The 23,235-nt window shown below is 37.2% G+C and carries 17 protein-coding genes; 1 reads left to right on the top strand and 16 read right to left on the bottom strand.

The window, feature by feature from the left end:
* Positions 1 to 141: 141 nt before the first annotated feature.
* Positions 142 to 3,027: a sigma 54-interacting transcriptional regulator gene (locus IGL23_RS00085; RefSeq protein ID WP_002356028.1), complete on the bottom strand. Its 2,886-nt coding sequence runs from the start codon at positions 3,025 to 3,027 to the stop codon at positions 142 to 144.
* A 253-nt stretch (positions 3,028 to 3,280) separates the two neighbouring features.
* On the opposite strand from IGL23_RS00085, the gene IGL23_RS00080 reads away from it, so the two are divergent.
* Positions 3,281 to 4,912, top strand: a complete 1,632-nt coding sequence (locus IGL23_RS00080) for an ABC-F family ATP-binding cassette domain-containing protein (RefSeq protein ID WP_002359215.1) — start codon at positions 3,281 to 3,283, stop codon at positions 4,910 to 4,912.
* A gap of 62 nt (positions 4,913 to 4,974) precedes the next feature.
* Here IGL23_RS00080 and IGL23_RS00075 read toward each other — a convergent pair whose 3' ends face one another.
* From IGL23_RS00075 to dnaA, 15 genes are all read right to left on the bottom strand, one after another.
* Positions 4,975 to 5,895, bottom strand: coding sequence for a hypothetical protein (locus IGL23_RS00075; RefSeq protein WP_033594379.1), 921 nt, complete (start codon positions 5,893 to 5,895; stop codon positions 4,975 to 4,977).
* 63 nt (positions 5,896 to 5,958) lie between these two features.
* Positions 5,959 to 6,828, bottom strand: coding sequence for a DegV family protein (locus IGL23_RS00070; protein WP_002359214.1), 870 nt, complete (start codon positions 6,826 to 6,828; stop codon positions 5,959 to 5,961).
* A 125-nt stretch (positions 6,829 to 6,953) separates the two neighbouring features.
* Complete coding sequence (locus IGL23_RS00065; RefSeq protein ID WP_002359213.1) at positions 6,954 to 8,246, bottom strand: adenylosuccinate synthase; 1,293 nt, start codon at positions 8,244 to 8,246, stop codon at positions 6,954 to 6,956.
* A 237-nt stretch (positions 8,247 to 8,483) separates the two neighbouring features.
* Entirely contained in the window at positions 8,484 to 9,851 is a 1,368-nt protein-coding gene (gene dnaB, locus IGL23_RS00060) for a replicative DNA helicase (RefSeq protein ID WP_002381331.1), read from the bottom strand.
* Positions 9,852 to 10,124: 273 nt separating this feature from the next.
* Complete coding sequence (gene rplI, locus IGL23_RS00055; RefSeq protein ID WP_002356023.1) at positions 10,125 to 10,577, bottom strand: 50S ribosomal protein L9; 453 nt, start codon at positions 10,575 to 10,577, stop codon at positions 10,125 to 10,127.
* A 5-nt stretch (positions 10,578 to 10,582) separates the two neighbouring features.
* A complete protein-coding gene (locus IGL23_RS00050) occupies positions 10,583 to 12,559 on the bottom strand; it encodes a DHH family phosphoesterase (RefSeq protein WP_002356022.1) in 1,977 nt (658 codons plus the stop codon).
* 205 nt (positions 12,560 to 12,764) lie between these two features.
* Positions 12,765 to 13,004 (bottom strand): 30S ribosomal protein S18, encoded by a 240-nt coding sequence (gene rpsR / locus IGL23_RS00045; RefSeq protein WP_002356021.1) that lies wholly within the window; start codon positions 13,002 to 13,004, stop codon positions 12,765 to 12,767.
* A gap of 25 nt (positions 13,005 to 13,029) precedes the next feature.
* Positions 13,030 to 13,596: a single-stranded DNA-binding protein gene (gene ssb, locus IGL23_RS00040; protein WP_002364599.1), complete on the bottom strand. Its 567-nt coding sequence runs from the start codon at positions 13,594 to 13,596 to the stop codon at positions 13,030 to 13,032.
* Between the two features lie 44 nt (positions 13,597 to 13,640).
* Positions 13,641 to 13,943: a 30S ribosomal protein S6 gene (gene rpsF, locus IGL23_RS00035; RefSeq protein WP_002356019.1), complete on the bottom strand. Its 303-nt coding sequence runs from the start codon at positions 13,941 to 13,943 to the stop codon at positions 13,641 to 13,643.
* A 174-nt stretch (positions 13,944 to 14,117) separates the two neighbouring features.
* Positions 14,118 to 16,619, bottom strand: a complete 2,502-nt coding sequence (gene gyrA, locus IGL23_RS00030) for a DNA gyrase subunit A (protein WP_002361457.1) — start codon at positions 16,617 to 16,619, stop codon at positions 14,118 to 14,120.
* Between the two features lie 55 nt (positions 16,620 to 16,674).
* Positions 16,675 to 18,624, bottom strand: a complete 1,950-nt coding sequence (gene gyrB, locus IGL23_RS00025; protein ID WP_002359210.1) for a DNA topoisomerase (ATP-hydrolyzing) subunit B — start codon at positions 18,622 to 18,624, stop codon at positions 16,675 to 16,677.
* Positions 18,621 to 19,748 carry a DNA replication/repair protein RecF gene (recF, locus tag IGL23_RS00020; protein WP_002356016.1) on the bottom strand — a complete coding sequence of 376 codons (1,128 nt, stop codon included), beginning with the start codon at positions 19,746 to 19,748 and terminating at the stop codon, positions 18,621 to 18,623. Before recF ends, gyrB begins: the two co-directional genes overlap by 4 nt.
* On the bottom strand, positions 19,735 to 19,980 hold the full coding sequence (gene yaaA, locus IGL23_RS00015; RefSeq protein ID WP_002356015.1) for a S4 domain-containing protein YaaA: 246 nt from the start codon (positions 19,978 to 19,980) through the stop codon (positions 19,735 to 19,737). The genes recF and yaaA overlap by 14 nt, the downstream gene beginning before the upstream one ends.
* A gap of 579 nt (positions 19,981 to 20,559) precedes the next feature.
* Entirely contained in the window at positions 20,560 to 21,690 is a 1,131-nt protein-coding gene (gene dnaN, locus IGL23_RS00010; protein ID WP_002356014.1) for a DNA polymerase III subunit beta, read from the bottom strand.
* 201 nt (positions 21,691 to 21,891) lie between these two features.
* Positions 21,892 to 23,235, bottom strand: coding sequence for a chromosomal replication initiator protein DnaA (dnaA, locus tag IGL23_RS00005; RefSeq protein ID WP_002356013.1), 1,344 nt, complete (start codon positions 23,233 to 23,235; stop codon positions 21,892 to 21,894).

Here is a 23,235-nt window from a genome sequence, read left to right as displayed (position 1 = left end):
TTTTAGGTAAAAAGGGACACCTTATTATAAGCAAGTTTCGTGCCAACTTTAGTGTATCGGTTCGAAACCTAGAAAATTATAGGTTTTTTAAGAAAATCAAAAAAACGATACACTAATAAATAGTGTATCAGTTTTTCTGTATTAATCTAGTGTATCAATTTCGGTGATTTTATCTTCGATACACTGGGCATTTTTGACTAACTGTGCGATAAAATAAACTTCTTCTGCTGGAACATCCATATTAAGAGCTTCTTCCATAGTCTCAATTGAGGCCACAATCACTGGATAAATTGGTTCTTGAACCAATCGACCAAGTTCCTTTTCTGAAACCGTCAGTGTATCATTCCGTAAAATACGCTCCAACATGCCCGATGTGTGCATAATCAAATTGATGTAAAATGTGTACTCTTCTGGCATCGCTAATTGGGTTTGGATATTTTTAGCGAATGACCACAACAGATCAATGATTTTTTTTCCATTAATGAAAGTGAAACTTTGCTCCATATATTTTAGACAAATTTCTTTTGCTGCCGCTTCGTCCAACGGCTTATTCATTACTTCTTCTTTCCGCTCTGCTAGTAATTGCTGAATAATTTTTTCTGCTTCACCGGAAAAGAAATTTTCCATGGAAATATAAGGAACTCCAATTTTGGGATTGGTAATCCCAGTTGTCGCAATAATTTCATAATCTTCTTGAATTTTAGGCAAGACTTCTTTCATATTTACAATGGACAAAGGAATCACTTCTAAATGCCAGTCTATTTGTGGCAAGACAGCTTCCTCAATAAGCTCTTTCATTCGGCGCGCAGTTCCTTCTCCAGAAGCGCAGATAGCAATAATTGCTCTTGTTTTCCAATTTTCAATGATTTGTTTCGTTTCACTTTGGCGAATATCGGCATAGCCATGAAAGTTTTTTAAAGACTCGTGAAGTGTTTCCAATTGCGTATCAATTAATGCGGTTTTGCGGGCCGCTTCAAGAACAATTGGCGTGGTCACCATGTCTACTGTCCGCACATCAATGCCTGTCTGGCGTACAATTTCTTCTGAAAACGTACTTAATGAACCCATATCCACTAATAATAGTACGCCATTTTCTTCATTCACTTCACCAACTGCTTCAACGATTTTACGCAAAGCTTCTTTCGGTGGCATATCTAACGGCATATCCACAGCCTTCAAATTATCAACATTTAACAATTGAGAAACCACTTGTACCATACTGCTAGCGGTACTATTTCCGTGCGCAGCCACGACAATGCCAATCCGGCCAGCCTCAGGATTTTCTCTTAAAGAAATGAGCAAAACAGCTAAATAGTAACTTTCAGATTCAGGAATCTCCATCTGATAACTACTTTCAATAATATTTTTAATTTCTTTCGCTGTTTCAAACTCTGTTGGATAATCTAAAACCATATTTCGAATACTTTCATTTAAAGGATGCTTAGGATCTTTGCCTAATTGGATGCGTTTCAAGAAAGAACTAATGTGTAAACTCATTGCATAAATAAAGTTGGGTTGAAACGAATACGATAACCGCTTCGCTGCAAAATTATAAATTTTCTTAGTGACATCAATAATTCGTTGGTCAACAATTTCAGCCAATTTATTTTCTGTATCAAAGGTGAATCCATAATCTTTGTAGAAAGATTTTAAATGAACATTGATATCCGTTGTAATAAAATTATTAATTAGTTCTTGGTCCAAGCCGTCTGCTTTTAAGAGAGCCGCTTTATCTCCAATAATCTCATATAGATTGTAAGGCAATTCATAGGCATCTGACTGAATAGCTACTAAAGATTCATTTGGTGATACCACTAATTGCGGTTCCAGATATTTCGATAACTCCGACAATACTTCTCGATTACTGGCAAGTTGCATAATGCCTTCTTTAATATTGTCCGTTAATTCGTCCATCGTAATCATTAATTCCTCTTGTTCCATCTGATTAAGGAACCCTCGCGCAGTCACAAGTTGCACATTCGATTTTAGCTGACCGACATTTCCATAAGAAACACTTCCAATTAACGCTTTGACCACATCTTCTGACAAAGAGATTCGCCGTTGAATCCGCGCTGCTTCCATTGAAACCATCACTTTTAGGAGGTCAATTTTTTCTTTCGCAGGACGGTCACTGAAGTTCGGTAATTGAATGATAATCGGAATGCGTCGCACAAAAGTATTCAATAAAGAAGAAGTAGGATTTTCCGTCGTAGCACAAATAATCCGAACATCCGCATGATGTGATTTCACTGTTTCACCTAAACGCGCGTACACGCCGTGATCCATAAAATAAAAAATCATTTCTTGTCCTTCGGGTGGTAACCGATGTACTTCATCTAAAAACAGAATGCTGCCATCTGCTTCATCAATAATCCCTTCTTTTGCTTTCGTAGCGCCTGTGAAGGCCCCTTCTACATACCCAAATAAATGCGACATCAAAAGTTCTGGATTATGCGCATAGTCTGCACAGTTAAACACCACAAACTCTTTTTCTTTGGCCACAATTTGGTTCAGCTTCGCAAACTGAAACATGGCATGAGCAAAATAAGTTTTCCCAGAACCTGTTGGTCCAGTAATTAAACAATTCAAGCCTTTTGGCGGATATAAAATCGCTGCTTTGGCTTGTTCCACCGGCGTTTTCATGCTTCCAGCTGAACCGATAATTTTTTTGAAAATATCTTCAACTTCTGGGGTTTTACTTGTCGTGACTACTGGTTCAACCAATGGTTCGATAAAAGTTTTTGTGGAGTGATCCATTGATTTTTCCCGATAACTTTTAACTGGCTTGGTTAATGGTCGATGCTGAAACGCCACCTGCGCGACATATTTTACTGGTCGACCAGATAATTTTTTCAAGCGCCCTTCACGAACCAGTTGATTCAAATCTTTACTAGCATTGGTCCGCTGAATGTTTAAACGTTCTGAAATTTCTTGTGTCGTGACTCCCGCATCACTTGTTAAGGTCATTGGCGTTAAATTCTTCGTTTGCTCTTTAACATATTGATAGATTTTTTCAATCCGCTTCATTTTTGATGGCTCCTTTAATCGATACACTAATTAATTTACATGATACAGTGTATCATTAAAAAAATACACTAAAAACCCTTTCATGAAAAAAATTTCTGTTTCACATGAAACATTTTAAAAAAACGCCTTTTTTTCTATAAAAAACCCACCTTTTTATTCGTTTCTGTAAAAAGATTGAAACTCCTTGAAAAAAGGTTCTGTAGCCGATATAATGCAGAGAGGTTCAAGAATATATTAAAAGCGAGGAAAACAATTGATTACTGTTAATGATGTAAGTTTACAATTTCCAGATCGTAAACTTTTTGAAGAAGTGAATATTAAATTTACTCCTGGCAACTGTTACGGCTTAATCGGCGCAAACGGTGCAGGAAAATCAACGTTTCTTAAAATTTTATCAGGTGAGATTCAACCGACAACTGGCGTGGTTTCAATGGGTCCTAATGAGCGACTAGCAACGCTGAAACAAAATCACTTTGACTACGAAGACTACACTGTTTTAGAAACTGTAATTATGGGACATAAACGTCTTTACGAAGTAATGAAAGAAAAAGATGCTATCTATATGAAAGAAGATTTTTCAGATGAAGATGGGATTCGTGCCGCAGAACTAGAAGGCGAATTTGCTGAACTTGACGGTTGGGAAGCAGAACCTGAAGCAGCTGTTTTACTCCAAGGGCTAAACATTCCAGAAGAATTACATGATCAAAAAATGAGCGAATTAACAGCTGGTCAAAAAGTCAAAGTATTATTAGCTCAATCTCTTTTTGGTAAACCAGATGTCTTACTATTAGACGAGCCGACAAATGGTTTAGACACCCGCTCAATCAATTGGTTAGAAGAATTTTTAATCAACTTTGAAAATACCGTTATCGTGGTTTCCCATGACCGTCATTTCCTAAACAAAGTCTGCACTCACATGGCAGATTTAGACTTTAGTAAAATCAAACTTTACGTTGGTAACTATGATTTCTGGTTGGAATCAAGCCAACTAGCGACAAAATTGCAAGCACAATCTAATGCCAAAAAAGAAGAACAAATCAAAGAATTACAAGACTTTATCGCTCGTTTTAGCGCCAATGCCTCAAAATCAAAACAAGCAACGTCTCGTAAAAAAATGTTAGATAAAATTACCTTAGATGACATTCAACCTTCCTCTCGTCGTTATCCATTCGTTGGTTTTACACCAGAACGTGAAATCGGCAATGACTTATTACAAGTTGAAAATGTCTCTGTAACGATTGATGGCAAAAAAATCTTAGATAATATCTCGTTCAACTTAACAAAAGATGATAAAGTGGCATTCATCGCTGACTCAGATATTACAACGACTACGTTATTCAAAGTGATTATGGGCGAAATTACTCCCGATACAGGTTCTGTTCGTTGGGGCGTTACAACTAGCCAAGCTTATTTACCAAAAGACAACAGCAAAGACTTTGAAGAGCCATTAACCATTTTAGATTGGTTACGTCAATTTGCTGGTAAAGAAGAAGATGACAATACGTTCTTACGTAGTTTCTTAGGTCGGATGTTATTCTCTGGTGAAGAGGTACTAAAACCAGTCAATGTTCTTTCCGGAGGCGAAAAAGTGCGTGTCATGCTTTCAAAATTAATGCTTTCTAAAGCCAATGTCTTGGTTTTAGATGATCCAACGAACCACTTAGACTTAGAATCAATCACTGCATTAAATGATGGGTTGATGGCTTTCACTGGTTCAATTCTTTTTGCTTCACATGACCACCAATTTATCCAAACATTAGCGAACCGAATTATTGCTGTTTCTGATAAAGGTGTCATTGATCGGGCAGAAACAACCTATGACGAATTCTTGGAAAACCCAGAAATTCAAAAACAAATGGACGTTTTATTCAGTTCAGATTATTAAAAAAAAGCTTCAAGAATGTAGTTTTATAACATTCTTGAAGCTTTATATGTTTAATAATTCTATTAAATCTTTAAGCTTTCGTTTAAAAATTTAACATACCTAGGTGATTTTTTTCTTACATTATCATAAAATCCCCATATAAATATAGCAATAGTAGGGATGTAAGATAACAAGAGTAACATAAATAAGTCAAAACTAACCTTTATTCCATACAGATAAATCAAAGAAAGTAAGTACATACCTGGAAAAAGCATTACTAAAACAACTACACCTATTATCGAACAAGCATTAAATATTTTCTTTATATATTTAATAATTTTTGATTTAGATTGAGAAGAGTCTAATATTTCTACTTCACTCAACATCAATATAAAAAATGGAGCAAACAAAAATATCAATGTATAAAGACTACTTCCTTCTTGTTTCAGCAAATTTTCCGTGTTACTAAAAAATTTTTCAATATCAAATTTCAATCCATAAATCAGTACAAAAATAATAGCTGAATAATAAACAATAAACCATGGTATTAACTTAAAAATAATTTTCTCTCCTAGCACTTCCTTTTTAGATTTTTCCCAATCATATTTCAAAAGCAATGACAATTTAACAAGTAATATATTTTTTTGTTCTTCACCAAAATATCCTGTTTTTTCAAAATCTTTTATACTATCCCAAATATAACTATCATTATAAAAACTATATTCATCGTAACTCTCTTCAACTTTTTTTGAATTTAAATATCCAAAAACATTAATTCTAACTTTTAATCTATCCATTGCAAGTCTAATTTTTTGTGAATCCTCTGTTTGAGAAAGTATGTCTGCAATATCTTTAATTTCTCTTCTCCAATTAGCTCTTTCTTCTGTAATCCTTTTAAGTCTAAATTCTTTTTTTGCTTTGTAAAAATTAAATCCTGTTGTTATGATAGTTGCAATAACTGTTGAAGCTAAAACAATTGGAATAAGATTTCCTTGGACTGTCATACCTTCATCACCCCATTCTTCATCAAGTTACTCTTAAATTTCTTTAAACTTATCTATCAAATTTTATTTTCTTTTTTCACCAAAAGAAAACACAGCAATACAACCTATTCCAGTATGACTAGTAATGGTGGGTCCTAGAGGATAAATCAGTATCTCATTAACTTCTATTTCTTTTTCAATTAATTCTTTGACTTTTTCCGCGTCATCTTTCGTTCCCGCATATGCAATCAACAGTGTTTGTTTCATTGGCTCTACAATGCCTTGAATCGTTTCTTGCGCAATCTTTTGCAAGGACTTGTTTCGTCCACGAGTTTTACCAACGGATGCTAGTTTGCCTGCCGCATCCACGCGAATAATTGGTTTAATGTTCATTAAGCCACCAAGTGCTGCCGCTGTTTTAGAAATCCGTCCGCCACGTTCTAAATGTTTTAAATCATCTACCGTTACCCACGAGTGAAGTTTCATTTTTTGCTCTTCAAGATAGGCAACAACTTCTCCTAATGAATGACCATCTGTTTGTAATCGAATGGCTTCTCGGACTAACATCCCTTGACCTAAGCTAGCTGCTTTTGTATCAATAATATGAATTTCTACATTATCGTACTCTTCTTTTAACATCTCTACTGATTGCAACGCACTTTGATAAGAGCCACTTAACCCAGATGAAAAAGCTAAATAAATCACCGGTAACCCTTGCTCCACAAAAGGACGGAAAAATTCATTGTAGCGTCCTACATTAACTTGAGAGGTAGTGGGCATACTTCCATTTTTAATAGCCGTTAAGAAGTTCTGATAATCAAACGTTTCGCCTAAATCATCGCGATATTCTTTCCCGTCAATTTGAATATTCATGCTAATAAAAGGTACTTGGTTTTCTTTTAAGTATGTATACGGCAAGTCACAACAAGAATCTGTCACTAATTGATAATTCACGGACAATTGCCCCCTTCATGTTTTCTTTTATTTTACCATAGTTTTTCATTTTTATATAAAAATTAAAAAAGAACGTAAAGGCTGAATTGGCATAAGCCATCCTTTACGTTCCCTTAAAAATCTGCTTAAATTTGTGCCCAAACGCTTTCTAAAACGTTCGTTTGGTTACGGTCTGGACCTACAGAGAATGTTGAAATGCGCACACCAACTAATTCTGAAATCCGATGCACATAGTTACGAGCATTAGCTGGTAAATCAGCTAAAGTTTTGCAACCAGTGATATCTTCAGACCAACCTGGTAATTCTTCATAAACTGGTTTACAGCGGCTTAATTCTTTCAAGCTTGCTGGATAATGATAAATTAATTCACCATCAAGTTCATAAGCTGTACAAATTTTCACCGTTTCTAAACCACTTAACACGTCAATCGAGTTTAATGACAAGTTTGTAATCCCTGATACACGTTTTGAATGACGCATAACTACTGAATCAAACCAACCGACACGACGCGGACGTCCTGTTGTTGTTCCGTATTCTTTACCGACACGACGAATGGTTTCTCCTGTTTCATCAAATAATTCTGTTGGGAATGGGCCGTCACCGACACGTGAAGTGTACGCTTTGCAGACACCAACCACTTTATTAATTTTTGATGGACCAACGCCACTACCGATAGTTACGCCACCAGCTACTGGATTAGAGGAAGTAACAAATGGATAGGTTCCTTGATCGATATCCAACATGACACCTTGTGCCCCTTCAAATAAAACCCGTTTTCCAGCATCTAATGCATCATTTAAAATAACCGAAGTATCTGTAACATATTGTTTAATTTGTTGTCCGTATTCATAGTATTCTTCAAAAATATCATCAAATTCAATGGCTTCGCTATCAAACATTTTAACGAATTGACGATTTTTTTCTTCTAAGTTAATTTGCAAACGTTCCGCAAAAATTTCTTTATCCAATAAATCAGCGATACGGATTCCCACCCGTGCTGCTTTATCCATATAGGCTGGGCCAATTCCTTTAATCGTTGTCCCAATCTTGTTTTCACCTTTCGCATCTTCTTGCAATTGATCCAATTTAATATGATACGGCAAGATGACATGGGCACGATCTGAAATACGTAAATTATCAGTGGCAACATTATTTTCTTTTAAATAAGCTAATTCTTTTACTAAAGATTTTGGATTCACAACTACGCCGTTACCAATTACACTAATTTTTTCTTTATAGAAAATCCCTGAAGGAATTAAATGTAATTTATACGTTACGCCGTCGAATTTAATGGTATGTCCGGCGTTATCTCCGCCTTGGTAACGAGCGATCACTTCTGCGTTTTCACTTAGAAAGTCTGTAATTTTTCCTTTACCTTCGTCGCCCCATTGCGTTCCAACAACTACTACTGATGACATTCGAACACCTCGTTCATAATTTTTTTGTCCTGAATCATTGTACCAGTAAAACCAGTCCCTTTCAAGGGTAAAAATCGAATATTCTTTCACAATCAAAAGCGTTTCTGTCAAAAATACGAACATTTTTAGCTATGTTTTTGTAAAATAATAAAATATACGAATATTGTTCGTGTTTTACTCTCTGATTTTAATCCCTTAATAAGCAAAAAAACGAACTCAAAAAATGAGTTCGTTTTTTTAAAATTCTGTCCTCGGCGAAAGCGAAGAAAATTTATTATATTCTTTAATGAAAAGTAATTCGACCGTTCCACGCGCACCACTACGGTTTTTCTCAATGATGACTTCTACAACATTGTCAACTTCTGGTGGCTCATGATCGCCGTCTTCTCCTTCACCACGATCATAGTAATCATCACGATAAAGAAAGGCAACGATATCGGCATCTTGCTCAATGGAACCTGACTCACGAATATCACTTAACACAGGACGTTTATCTTGACGTTGTTCCACGCCACGAGAAAGCTGTGACAAAGCGATAACCGGGACTTTTAATTCTTTCGCTAATTTTTTTAATTGACGTGAAATATCAGAAACCTCCTGTTGGCGGTTCTCTTTTCCAGTTCCTTCAATCAATTGTAGGTAGTCGATCAAAATTAGACCTAAGTTGCCCTTTTCTTGTGCTAATTTACGACATTTCGCACGAATTTCGGTAATTTTAATCCCTGGTGTGTCATCAATATAGATATTCGCACGGGACAAACTACCCATCGCAATAATTAAGTTTTGCCATTCTTCTTCAGATAATTGCCCTGTTCTTAAATGGCTGGCCTCAATGGATCCTTCTGCACAAAGCATCCGGTTCACTAATGATTCTGCCCCCATTTCTAAACTAAAAATAGCGACAGCTTTATCTGTTTTGGTGCCGACATTTTGGGCAATATTTAATGCAAAAGCGGTTTTCCCTACCGCTGGACGGGCCGCTAAAATGATTAGCTCTTCCGCTTGCAAGCCAGCAGTCATTTTATCCAATGCTTGATAGCCTGTAGGTAAACCAGTAATCTCTTCATCATTTTGGTATAATTGGTCAATATTTGCAATAGTTGTATTTAGAACATCTGAAATTGATAAAAAGCCACTGCGATTCCGCTTTTCGGAGACTTCTAAAATGCTTCGTTCTGCATCATCCAAAATAGATTCAACATCTTCACCTTGCTCAAAGCCTTTAGTTACAATCTCTGTAGCAGTTTGGATTAAGTTGCGCAGCAACGATTTTTGTTCAACAATTTTTGCATAATAAATGACATTGGCAGCTGTCGGCACAGCTAAAGCTAAATCTGACAGATAACTTAGTCCACCAACATCTTCTAACAAATTCTCTTGTTCTAGGCGATCTTTGATTGTTACCACATCAATCGCTTCATTTCGGTCGCTTAAGGTCATCATCGTTTGGAAAATCAACTGATGACTACGACGATAGAAATCTTTAGGTTCCACATATTCCATCGCTTCTATTAGCACATCTGCATCTAAGAAAATAGAACCTAAAACGGCTTGTTCCGCTTCAATATTTTGTGGCGGTACCCTATCTTGCAATAATTCATTCATTTTGTTCTCTCCCACGATGTCTTACTTTCTGGTTCGTTTAGTCTATCCATTTTAACACAATTTCATTAAAAAAAGTACATTTTTTCTCTGCTGATTTCTCTATTTTTAGTTCACTTTCCAATTTTGAAAAATATACAATTAATAAAAATATAATACTTTCGTTAATTTAAAGTGTTGTATATTTTATTTTTAAATATTATAAAAAATAATTCGAGTAATTTATTTTGCATAAAAAAGAAGCCGGAGAAATCGGCTTCTTTTTTATCGATTGTATTATTCCGCTACGACATGAACCTTAATTTTCGCTGTAACTTCATGATGTAGTTTGACTGGTACGTTAGTGTAACCTAGAGAACGAATTGGGTTGGCTAATTCGATTTTGCGTTTATCCAATTTTACATTGTATTGTTTGTTTAAGGCTTCTGCAATTTGTTTTGAAGGAATTGAGCCAAATAAACGGCTATCTTCTCCAGCTTTTGCCTTGATCTCTACAACAGTCTTTTCATCTTCTAAAAAGGCTTGCATTTCTTTTGCTTGTGCTAAAACTTCTGCTTCATGTTTTTCTTGGGCTTTCTTTTGACCCGCTAATGCACTCATGCTCCCTTTATTGGCTTCTTTCGCATAACCATTTTTAATTAAAAAGTTTTGGGCGTAACCAGTTGGCACTTCTTTTACGTCCCCTTTTTTTCCTTTTCCTTTAACGTCTTGTAAAAAAATGACTTTCATTTCCTTCACTCCTGTTCATACATTTCATTAATATTTTGACGAATTACATCAAGTAGTTGCTCTTTTACTTCTGCTACTGTTACGTTTGATAATTGTACTGCCGCATTAGTAAAGTGACCGCCTCCACCTAAATTTTCCATAATAATTTGGACATTAATTGAACCATTACTCCGAGCACTAATGCCAATCTGTTGATCCGTCCGCTTGGTAATGACAAATGCTGCATTAATCCCTGCCATAGAAAGTAACGTGTCCGCTGTTTTGGCAGCTGTGACACTATCGTATTCTTTGTCTTCACTCCCTGCAACAACGACGGTATCTTTTGTGACATATTCGCTTTTAGAGATTAAGTTGTTCATTTCCAGATAGCTTGTAAGATCAGAACTTAATAGATATTGTACTAAAGATGAGTCTGCTCCACAAGTTCGTAAATAACTAGCCACATCAAATGTTCGCGCCGTCGTTCGTGTATTGAAACTTTTCGTATCAACCACAATTCCCGCCAACATCATGGTTGCTTCAAAGGCCTGCAGTTTATTTGCGCTATTACTTTGGTATTCGATCAATTCTGTGACTAATTCTGAAGCAGAAGAGGCAGAAGATTCAATATAAGAAAGCAAGGGTTTTGCTGGAAATTCGTCTCCTCGTCGATGGTGATCAATGATTACCACTTTATCAAAACGCTCATAGAGCTCTTGTGAGATCGATAGAGACGGTTTATGGTAATCTACCATAACTAATAAGCTACTTTCTTTCTTGCGCTTCATGGCCTCTTTAGGACTAATAATGCGCTCTTCTAATTCTGGGTACTCTTTAATCGCCTCTAACACTCTTTTGACATCGGGAATGATTTCATTTTCATCTAAAACAATCCACGCTTTTCGATTATTAAACGAGGCTAAACGAGCAACACCAAATGCTGAACCTAACGCATCCATATCTGGATAACGATGGCCCATAATATAGATGTCAGCAGATTCCGCAATAATTCCCTTAATTGCCATGCTCATTGCGCGAGAACGTACTTGGGAACGTTTCGTCGTTACTGCCGTTTTTCCACCAAAAAATAACGGCTTCGCTTCATCTTTGGCTTCTTTTACAACCACTTGATCACCACCACGAACTAAAGCTGTATCTAGGTTTGTTTGAGCCGTGGTCCCGGTTTGATCTAAGGTTGGCCCCCCATAAGCAATCCCCATACTTAACGTAATGGCTACTTCATGGTTAGCTGATTCCTTACGGATCGTATCCAAAATAGAAAATTTTTCGTCCATCATTTTTTGAATATCTTCCCATTGGGCAATGAAAAAATAACGTTCTGCGTTGATTCGCTTATAAAAAACTTTGTATTGGTCCATCCAATCAGAAACCATCGTCGTAATGAAACTATTCAAATAAGAAATTTCTTTCTCGTCCATTGTATCGGTGACATCATCATAATTATCGACAGACACAATGCCAATAGCCGTTTGCATTTCGACTTTTTCTTGATACAAATTACTTTCTTTAGTGATATCTTCAAAAGTAATTGTATGTTGTTCTTTATTGACGCTAAAGCGATAGGTATTTTCGTCAATCGTAAAAATATCTTGGTTTCGTTCTGCTAATTCTAAATAAGACGTAACTTGGCTAGCGGTTAACGTTAGCTGATTGTCTTTATTAAAAATAGAAGCAGCATAAGGATTAAGCCATTCTACCGCGCGTGTTTCCCCGTTATACGTAATAATTCCCACAGGTACTTCATTTACAACATAATCCAACGATTGTTCAGCAATGGAACTTGCTTCTTGAATCTTTTCTACGTTTGTAATTTCTACATCTCTAATCAACAGCCGAATAACCACTAAGAGAAAGATATCTAATGCGATAATTACCGCCAATAGCAGCCATTTATTTGTTAGTAAGAAATAGAGGAGAAATTCTACTAAGAGAAGACCCACAACAATTAAGAAACCGTTTTTTTGAATTCTCTTCTTTTGCATTTTTTTTGCCTCCAATCTTTCTGCAGACCTTTGAGGCGACTTGTTCCAACGAGCATATTGCTCTGGTGATTCACTAGTTATTTCATCCTTTATTTTATCACAAAACACTTCATTCTGCGAACCTTGTTATGTTTCACGTGAAACACTAGTCAAGATAAAAAAGAACCAAAGAGCAAGCTCTTTGGTTCTGGAAATTGTCATAAAATTATTGTTCGTCACTAACGAATGGTAATAATCCCATGATACGTGCGCGTTTAATAGCAATCGTTAATTTACGTTGGTTTTTAGCGCCAGTACCTGTAACACGACGTGGTAAAATTTTGCCACGTTCTGAAATGAATCGTTTTAACAATTCAGTATCTTTATAATCGATGTATTCGATGTGGTTTGCTGCGATGTAGTCGACTTTCCGACGTTTACGTCCGCCTCTTCTTTGTTGTGCCATTCTTGTTCCCTCCTATCAAATTCGTTTAGAATGGTAAATCATCATCTGAAATGTCGATAGATGAACCTGAGCCACCAAATGGATCAGAATCTTTATCGAAATCAGGCATACCGTTATTGTTTTGCGACTGAGAAGATGATGGATTGAAACTATTGTTGTTGTTATTAAATCCAGAACCGGCATTGTTATTACCAAAGCTACGATTTTGTGATTGATAACCATTTTCGTTGTTATTAAAGCTACCGCCGCCAGTTCCTCTTTGTTCTGAAGCAGAACGAGATTCTAACAATTGGAAGTTTTCACAAACCACTTCAGTTACGTAGACACGTTGACCTTGTTGGTTCTCGTAGTTACGAGTTTGAATTCTTCCGACAACACCTAATAATGTACCTTTACGGGCATAATTAGCCATTGTTTCTGCGGGTTTACGCCAAATCACACAGTTGATAAAGTCTGCTTCACGGTCACCATTTTGATTCGTAAAGTTACGGTTTACAGCAAGTGTAAAGGTCGCAACAGCTGAACCACTAGCGGTGTAACGTAAGTCAGGATCTTTTGTCAATCTTCCGACTAATACAACGTTATTAATCATTCAAAACATCTCCTTTCGTCAATAAATGTTTCATGTGAAACAAATTATGCTTCTACCTTCACGATCATATGACGGATAATATCGTCATTGATTTTTGCTAAACGATCAAACTCGTTGATTGCGCCAGCTGTTGATGGAGAAGTAACGTTAACGATATGATAGATGCCTTCACGGAATCCGTTCATTTCATATGCTAAGCGGCGTTTTTCCCAATCTTTAGATTCGATAACTTCTGCTCCGTTATCTTTTAAGATTGTGTCGAAACGTTCTACTAAAGCAGTTTTTGCTTCTTCATCAATGTTCGGACGAATAATGTACATGATTTCGTACTTCGTATCTTGACTCATTGATTTTCACCTCCCTATGGACTTCAAGGCTCTTAGTTGGCTAAGAGCAAGGAGAACATACCTAAAAAGGTAGTTCACAATCTCTAATTATATGCTAATTGATAGACAAAAGCAAGAAATAGTTTTGAAAAGCCCCAATAAAAAAGTTTCGCCAACTGGCGAAACTTTTTTATGTTATTCTTCTGTTTCTGATGTTGTTTCGTTTTCTGTTGTTTCTACAACTTCAACGATTTCTTCTTCCACTTCTTCTGGTTCTACAACAGCCATTGTTACCACTTTGGCACCATCTTCCATTCTCATTAAACGAACTCCTAATGTTGCGCGTCCTGTTTGAGAAACAGAATCTACGTTAAAGCGGATAATGACGCCTTTGTTCGTAATCAATAAGATATCTTCATCCCCATTGACCGTGGTTAAACCAGCTAATGGACCATTTTTCTCAGTGATATTTGCTGTCTTAATCCCTTTACCGCCACGTCCTTTAACTGGATATTCAGAAGCTTTTGTACGCTTACCATAACCATTTTCAGTAATGACTAGGACTTCTTTATTTTCATCCAGAATCGCTGCGCCGACCACATAATCATTTTCGCGGAGACGGATTCCCCGAACACCTGATGCTGTCCGGCCCATATCACGTACAGTATTTTCATCAAATGTGACAGAGTATCCTGCATGTGTTCCGATAATCATCTTCTGATTGCCATTAGTCGTTACCACGTTAACTAACTCATCATCTTCTTTTAAGCTAATGGCGATTAATCCATTACTACGGATATTAGAAAAGGCTGTTACGGCTGTCCGTTTGACGGTTCCTTTTAAGGTTGTGAAGAACAAGTATTTACCTGCTTCCGCTTTGCCCTCAACAGAAATAATTGCTTGAATTTTTTCTGCAGAATCAATTCCCAGTAAGTTAATCACTGGAATTCCTTTTGCTGTTCTACCGTATTCAGGGATTTCGTAACCTTTTGCTCGGTAAACTTTCCCAGTGTTCGTAAAGAATAATAACGTGTCGTGTGTTGAACAAGAAACTAGGTTTTTCACGAAATCATCATCATGAACGCCCATGCCTTGGACACCACGTCCGCCACGGCGTTGCGCCCGGAATTCAGAGTTTGCCATCCGCTTAATGTAGCCGTTATTGGTTAATGTAATCACGACTTCTTCTTCTTCGATTAAATCTTCATCTTCAAGACTTAAGACTTCACCTACTAATAATTCTGTGCGTCGTGCATCACCAAATTTTGTGCGAACGTCATTTAACTCTGTTTTAATGATTTCAATGACGCGTTCTGGGCGGGCTAAAATGTCCTCTAAGTCCGCAATGAATTTCAATAGCTCTTGATATTCATTTTCAATTTTGTCGCGTTCTAAGCCTGTTAAACGGCGTAAACGCATATCTAAAATCGCTTGCGCTTGACGATCTGAAAATTCAAAGCGTTCAATTAACGTTGCTTTTGCTTCGTCATCTGATTGTGATCCACGGATAATGGCAATGATTTCATCGATATGATCTAAGGCAATTCGTAGACCTTCTAAAATATGCGCCCGTGCTTCTGCTTTGTTTTTGTCAAAAATCGTCCGGCGAGTAATGACTTCTTTTTGGTGCTCGACGTAGTTTTCTAAAATACGTTTCAAGCTTAAAATTTTTGGTACGCCTTTTTCGATGGCTAACATGTTAAAACCAAAAGATGTTTGTAAGGCAGTCATTTTGTACAAGTTGTTTAACACAACAGAGGCACTCACATCTCGACGAACATCGATGACGATCCGCATGCCTTCACGAGAAGATTCATCCCGCAAATCAGTAATTCCTTCAATTCGTTTATCTCTGTGTAATTCAGAAATTCGTTCGATTAATTTGGCTTTATTCACCATATAAGGCAATTCAGTTACTAAAATACGTTCTTTTCCATTCGGCATTTCAGTCAATTCAACTTTTGCACGAACAGTAATCGAACCTTTCCCTGTTTCATATGCTCGGCGAATCCCTGATTTCCCCATCACTAAACCGCCTGTTGGAAAATCTGGTCCAGGTAACACTTCCATCAATTCATTCGTCGTTACATCAGGATTGTCCATCAATAAACTTGTTGCATCAATCACTTCACTTAAATTATGTGGTGGAATATTTGTTGCCATCCCCACCGCAATCCCCGTTGTTCCGTTAACTAGTAAGTTTGGAAAACGAGCAGGTAAAACTACTGGTTCTTGTTCTGAATCATCATAGTTTCCTTGGAAATCGACTGTATTTTTGTTAATATCTCGTAGCATTTCTAAAGCAATTTTACTCATACGTGCTTCGGTATAACGCATAGCGGCAGCGCCGTCACCATCGACAGAACCGAAGTTTCCGTGGCCGTCAACTAACATAGCCCGATAACTAAAAGGTTGTGCCATCCGCACCATTGATTCGTAAATCGCACTGTCCCCATGGGGGTGATATTTACCCATAACATCCCCAACAATCCGGGCTGATTTTTTGTGTGGTTTATCAGGGGTTACCCCTAATTCGTTCATTCCATATAAGATTCGGCGATGAACAGGTTTTAAACCGTCACGAACGTCAGGTAACGCGCGGGCTACGATAACACTCATTGCGTAGTCAATGAAAGATTCTTTCATTTCGCTGGTCAGATTGACGTCTTGAATGTTTTCTTTAATTTCTTCACTCATGAATTTTTTCCCCTCTAAATATATGTTCTAGCGTCTCTTACAACGTTGCGACACATTAAATATCCAAGTTTTTCACGTAATGGGCATTTTCTTCGATAAACGCACGACGTGGTTCCACACGATCGCCCATTAGCATTTCAAAAATTTGGTCAGCTTCAATGGCATCATCGACACTCACTCGCGCCATTAATCGTTTTTCTGGGTCCATTGTTGTTTCCCAAAGTTGGTGATCATCCATTTCACCCAACCCTTTGTAACGTTGGACACTTGGTTTTGGTGAAGCAGGTAATTCTTCTAACACTTTTGCTAGTTCTTCTTCAGCATGTTTGCCCGGTTGAACGTAGGTGATGTTTTTCCCTTGTTTCACACCATATAGTGGTGGTTGGGCAATATACACATAACCAGCTTCAACAATTGGCCGCATGAAGCGATAGAACAAGGTTAATAACAACGTTCGAATATGCGCACCATCGACATCGGCATCGGTCATAATCACTAGTTTGTGATAACGTGCTTTAGAAACATCGAAATCTTCGCCGAAGCCTGTTCCCATAGCTGTAAATAATGACCGAATTTCTTCATTGGCTAAAATTTTATCCATGCTGGCTTTCTCAACATTCAAGATTTTCCCACGAATTGGTAAAATGGCTTGGAATTCACGGCTACGGCCTTGTTTTGCTGAACCGCCGGCCGAGTCTCCTTCGACGATAAATAATTCGCATTTTTCCGGATCTTTACTTGAGCAATCAGCCAGCTTCCCTGGCAAGTTGCTAATTTCTAACGCGCCTTTACGACGGGTGACTTCACGGGCTCTTTTAGCGGCTAAACGAGCTTTTGAAGCCAACATGCCTTTTTCGACAATTTGTTTGCCGACTGTTGGGTTTTCCATTAAGAATTTTGTAAAGTATTCTGAGAATAAACGATCCGTAACGGTCCGTACTTCTGAGTTCCCTAATTTCGTTTTGGTTTGTCCTTCAAATTGAGGATCTGGATGTTTGATGGAAACCACTGCGGTTAAACCTTCACGAACATCTTCCCCAGTTAATTTTTCATCGTTTTCTTTCATCAATTTTTGTTTACGTGCATAGTCATTAATCACACGTGTTAAAGAAGTTTTAAAACCAGATTCATGCGTTCCGCCTTCATAAGTATGAATATTGTTGGCAAAACTTAAAATATTTGAGTGGTAGCCATCTGTATACTGCATTGACACTTCCACTGTAATATCTTGTTGCTCTCCCTCAATGAAGATTGGCTCTGGGAAAATAACGTCTTTATTGGCATTTAAATGCTCAACATAACTCTTAATCCCGCCTTCATAGTGATACTCTTTTTTATCTTCTTGTCCTTCACGACGGTCTTCAATTGAAATGTGTAAGCCTCGATTTAAAAAGGCTAATTCACGAACCCGTGTTGCTAATTTATCAAAATCATAAACGGTTGTTTCTGTAAAAATTTCAGGATCTGGAATAAAGTGAACAGTGGTTCCGTGACGATCCGTTTCTTCGATAACTTTTAGGTCATCAACAACCGCACCACGACGATATTCTTGGTAATACACTTTGCCATCTTTATAAACACGAACATCTAAACTGGTCGATAAAGCATTAACAACAGAGGAACCAACACCGTGCAAGCCACCTGATACTTTATAGCCGCCACCGCCAAATTTCCCGCCGGCATGTAGCACTGTAAACACTGTTTCCACAGCTGGACGACCTGTTTTGGCTTGAATTCCGACTGGAATTCCACGACCATCATCGATAACAGTAATACTATCGTCTGGTTCGATAATTACTTGAATTGATTTAGCAAATCCTGCTAAGGCTTCGTCGATAGAGTTGTCAACGATTTCCCATACTAAGTGGTGTAACCCTTCGCCACTAGTAGAACCTATGTACATACCAGGACGTTTCCGGACAGCTTCTAAGCCCTCCAAAACTTGAATCTGACTAGCGTCATATTCTTGCGCACGTTCTCTCATGTTTTTTTCTTCTTCTGTCATGTCGCTGAATTCCTTTCTATCTTGCCTTGTTGAACATAAAAAATATCTGGTTCAACTGTTAGCTTGTCTTTTATGTGATCTAAACTAGTTGTCGTTAAGAACGTTTGAACTTTGCCTTCAATCGTTTCTAACAAGTGAATTTGACGTTCATTATCTAATTCACTCATGACATCATCTAGTAATAACACAGGATATTCTCCTGTTTCTGAATGCATCAAATCAATCTCTGCCAATTTAATACTTAAAGCTGTCGTTCGCTGTTGACCTTGTGAGCCATACGTTTGAACATTTTGACCATTGACAATAAACAGCAAATCGTCACGATGAGGGCCTAAAAAAGTATTCGCTTTAAACAATTCACGCTTACGATTGTTCATTAATTGTTGGAGCAATTGATTTTGAAGTGCTTCTAAGGAAAGATCCGTGTTGTCAATTGGGATGCTTGATGCGTAGTCAATGGTGAGCGTTTCGCGTCCATGACTAATTTTTTGATGGAGTAAGTTTGCCCAGTGTTCTAATTTTTTAAGAAAACCTAACCGAGCGTATAGAACTTTCCCGCCAAATTCAGCTAGCTGCTCTGTCAAAATATCCAGATAAACAGTATCTGTTTGTTTTTTTTCAGCTAGTTGTTTTAGGTATTGGTTCCGTTGCTTTAAAACAGACTGATATTGGACAAGATCATAAAGATAAATAGGACTCACTTGTCCGAGTTCCATGTCAATAAATTTCCGGCGGACTTGAGGTGAGCCTTTCACCAAAGATAAATCTTCTGGGGCAAATAAAATAACATTCAGTTGCCCAATGTACGCACTGAGCCTTTTTTGCTCAATGTGGTTAACCTTGGTTTTACGTCCTTTGTTGGAAATTAAAATTTCCAACGGTACGGTGCCTGTCTTTTTTTCAACCACGCCGCTAATTTTAGCTGCTGCTTGTTCCCAGCCAATTAATTCTTTTTCATTGCTGGTTCGATGACTTCGTGTCATTGCTAGAACATAAATGCTTTCTAACAAGTTGGTTTTTCCTTGGGCGTTTTCGCCTAAAAAAAGATTTAACGTTTTTGGAAAATCTAAGCTGACTGTTTCATAATTACGATAATGCTGAAGTGTCAGCTCATTCAGCCGCATCGTCGGACTCGTTTCCGTTTTTCACCATAAAAAAAGTACCTTCTTCAGGTATCTCAATCATCATGCCCGCATAAAGTTTCCGTCCGCGACGATTTTCCAACTCGCCATCAACAAACACGCTATTGTCTGCCAAATACCATTTGGCTTGGCCGCCACTACCAATGACGTTGATTTCTTTAAGAAACTGACCAAGCGTTATATACTCAGTTGCTAAAACAAACGTTTTTTTCAATGTGCATCCCTCTTTTTTCTAATACGTTCTCATATATATTATACCCTTTTTCATAAGAGAAAACAAATTTATCTGTCTAATTTTCATTCTAAGCAATTTTAATTCTAAATGACCGAAAATATTATTAGGATAAAAAAACTCTTAAAAAGCATTTTAAAACGGAAATTGATATTTTCTTGAGAAAAAAGGGGCCTGATTTGGCAGAAATGACGAGTAGCGTTTAACTAAAAAACAATTTGGGGTAACTCAAAGACAAACAAAGAGGGCGCGCAATGAAGAAAAGTAGCTTGTAGAGGTCTGAGCGTCGTTTTAAGCAACGTAAACTTCTTTCACTAGGAAATGTTCATAAAAAAATGAACAGCTCTTAAACGAAAAATTAAAGGGCTTTTTTCTTTATCCACGAAAAAAAAGGCAGAATTTATTCGTCAAACGATAGTTCAAACATTCACAATCACATTAGCGTAAAAGCTATTCTAGTTTTAAAAAGCTTATCTAGCAGCGTTTATCGGCTTTAAACAGACGACAAAAAAGAACCTTCGGCGATCATAGTGATTTTCCGAAGGTCTTTTTTAAACATGATTAATTTGTACGAACCGGTGTAATTAGTTGAATGAAATCTAGTTCTGTTTCGGTTGGCTCCAATGTAAACGGACGAATTGGAGAAAGGAATTTCACGGTAATATTCATATCGCCAAACGCTCGCAACGCATCTTTCATATAATCTGGGTTGAAAGAAATATCCAACGCTTCACCAGAAACATTTTCATAGTTTAAAGCTTCTTCGACTTTTCCAATTTCAGGTGAATTTCCATATAAAACAACAGAATCTGGTGAAATTGAAAGGCGAACAATATTGTTACGTCCTTCATGAGAAAGTAAAGAGGCACGTTCGATTGCTGAAAGCAATTCTGGTACATAAAATTCAATTTGAGTGTTATGGCTAGTTGGAATTAAACGGTTGGTATCAGGATAATTTCCTTCTAACAAACGAGAATAGAAGTACATTGTTTCTGTTTTAAATAGCACTTGGTTTTCCATAATGCTGATTTCAACCATTTCTTCTTCATTGGTTAATGAACGAGAAAGTTCAGTTAAACTTTTTCCTGGAATTACAATGTTAAAGTCTTCTACTGCTTGTTCTGTCGGGATCACACGTTGACTTAAACGATGTGAATCTGTCGCAACGGCAAGTAATTTTTGATTTTCTAAAATAAAGTGAACCCCAGTTAAAATTGGACGACTTTCGTGCATCGATACAGCAAAACCTGTTTCACTAATAATTTTTGTCAATAAATGAACAGGTAATTTCATTTGGTTTTGAGTATCAATTACTGGTAAGTGCGGATAATTGTCAGCATCTAATCCATTAACCGTAAAATCAGCTTTTCCTGAAGTAATTGCAACTTGATTGTTATCTAGAACTTCCATTGTGAACATATCTTCTGGTAATTTACGAATAATTTCGCCAAAGAAACGAGATTGTAAAACGATGCTACCTGTGCGTTCAATGGTCATTTGAGCTTTTTCATCATCTTTACTTAAAAAACTTTCAATTGAAATATCCGCGTTACTCCCAGTAAGTGATAAGCCATCTTCTGATAACACAATTTTAACACCTGTTAAGATTGGAATCGTTGTTTTAGAAGAAATTGCTCGTTGAACAGTTTGTAATTCTTGTAAAAAGACACTTCGTTTGACCGTTAATTTCATAATGTAAACTCCTTTTTAAGTATTTTCAATACGTTCTAATTTTGTACGCCACTGTTTTGTATATTATATATAAATAAATAATAAAAGTAATAGGGCATGTTGATTCTGTGGAAAAGTCAAAAGAGCATTGATTTTACTAAGTTATCCACTTGTGTATAAGTTGTGGATAACTTTGTTCTTTTTTGTTTAGTTTTCCACATCCTAAGAGTTCAATAAATTTTTAATTTCACTGACTTCTTTTTGAATCGCTGGATCTTTTTCCAATAATTGCTGAATCTTTTCGTGCGCATGAATCACCGTTGTATGATCTTTGCCGCCAAATTCGGCACCAATTTTTGGCAAGGAATTGTCGGTCATTTCTCTAGCAAGATACATTGAGATTTGACGAGGAACCACAATTGTTTTCACCCGTTTTTTCCCTTTTAAATCCTTAAGAGGCACATGATAATATTTGGATACTTCTTCTTGAATTTGTAAAATGGACAATTGATTTTTACTACCAACTGATTTTAGAGATTTCAAGGCGTCCGCCGCTAAACTAGTGGTAATATCTTCTCCATTAATAGTTGCAAAGGCTTGAACACGGACCAAAGCACCCTCTAATTCACGGATGTTGGAATCAATTTGACCAGCGATATAACTTAGTGTATCATCCGGAATTTCTAAACGCTCGGCATCTGCTTTTTTGCGCAAAATTGCAATCCGTGTTTCTAAATCAGGCGGGGTGATATCAACAGACAAACCCCAAGCAAAGCGAGAAACTAATCGTTCAGGTAATTTTGGAATATCATTCGGCGGGCGATCACTTGTTAAAACAATTTGTTTATTTTCATTGTAAAGATCGTTGAAGGTATGGAAAAATTCTTCCAATGTTGCTTCTTTTTCCGCCAAAAATTGAATATCATCGACTAATAATAAGTCAACATTGCGATATTCTTTCCGAAATTGTTCGGATGTCTTTGTTTGAATTGAGTTGATAAATTCATTCGTAAACGTTTCGCTACTAACATATTTGACTTTGGCATCTGGTTGATTCACTAACATTTGATGACCAATAGCATGCATCAAATGGGTTTTCCCTAACCCTACACCACCATAGAAGAAAAGGGGATTGTAAATCGAACCTGGATCCTCGGCAACAACAAGCGCTGCAGCGTGCGCCATTTGGTTTCCTTTACCAATAACGAAGGTGTCGAAAGTGTACTTAGGATTAAGCATCGCTTTTTTACTTTGTTCACTAAAAACAACTTCTTCTTCGGCAGGTTCTTCGAGTTCTTGTGCCAGTGCTGCGTCTTTTTCATCGGCAACAACAAAATGGGGCATCACTTCTGCACCGGTCAATTTAAATCCAGTTTCGACAATTTTTGCCGAAAGATTTTTTTCCCAGTAATCACGATGAACTGCAGAAGGGACTTCTAGCCACAATTGATTGTTGTCTAATTTCAAAGGGCGTGTGGTTTTAATCCAAGCATCAAAACTTGGCGCCGACAAAATCGCTTGATAGGCTTCTTCAAGGCTATGCCAAAAACTTTCCACGTCGGGCAT

The organism is Enterococcus sp. MSG3299 (assembly GCF_050555765.1).
Classification (GTDB): Bacteria; Bacillota; Bacilli; order Lactobacillales; family Enterococcaceae; genus Enterococcus; species Enterococcus faecalis.
Note: the sequence above shows the minus strand (reverse complement) of the source record. Positions and strands in the feature narration are given on the sequence as shown.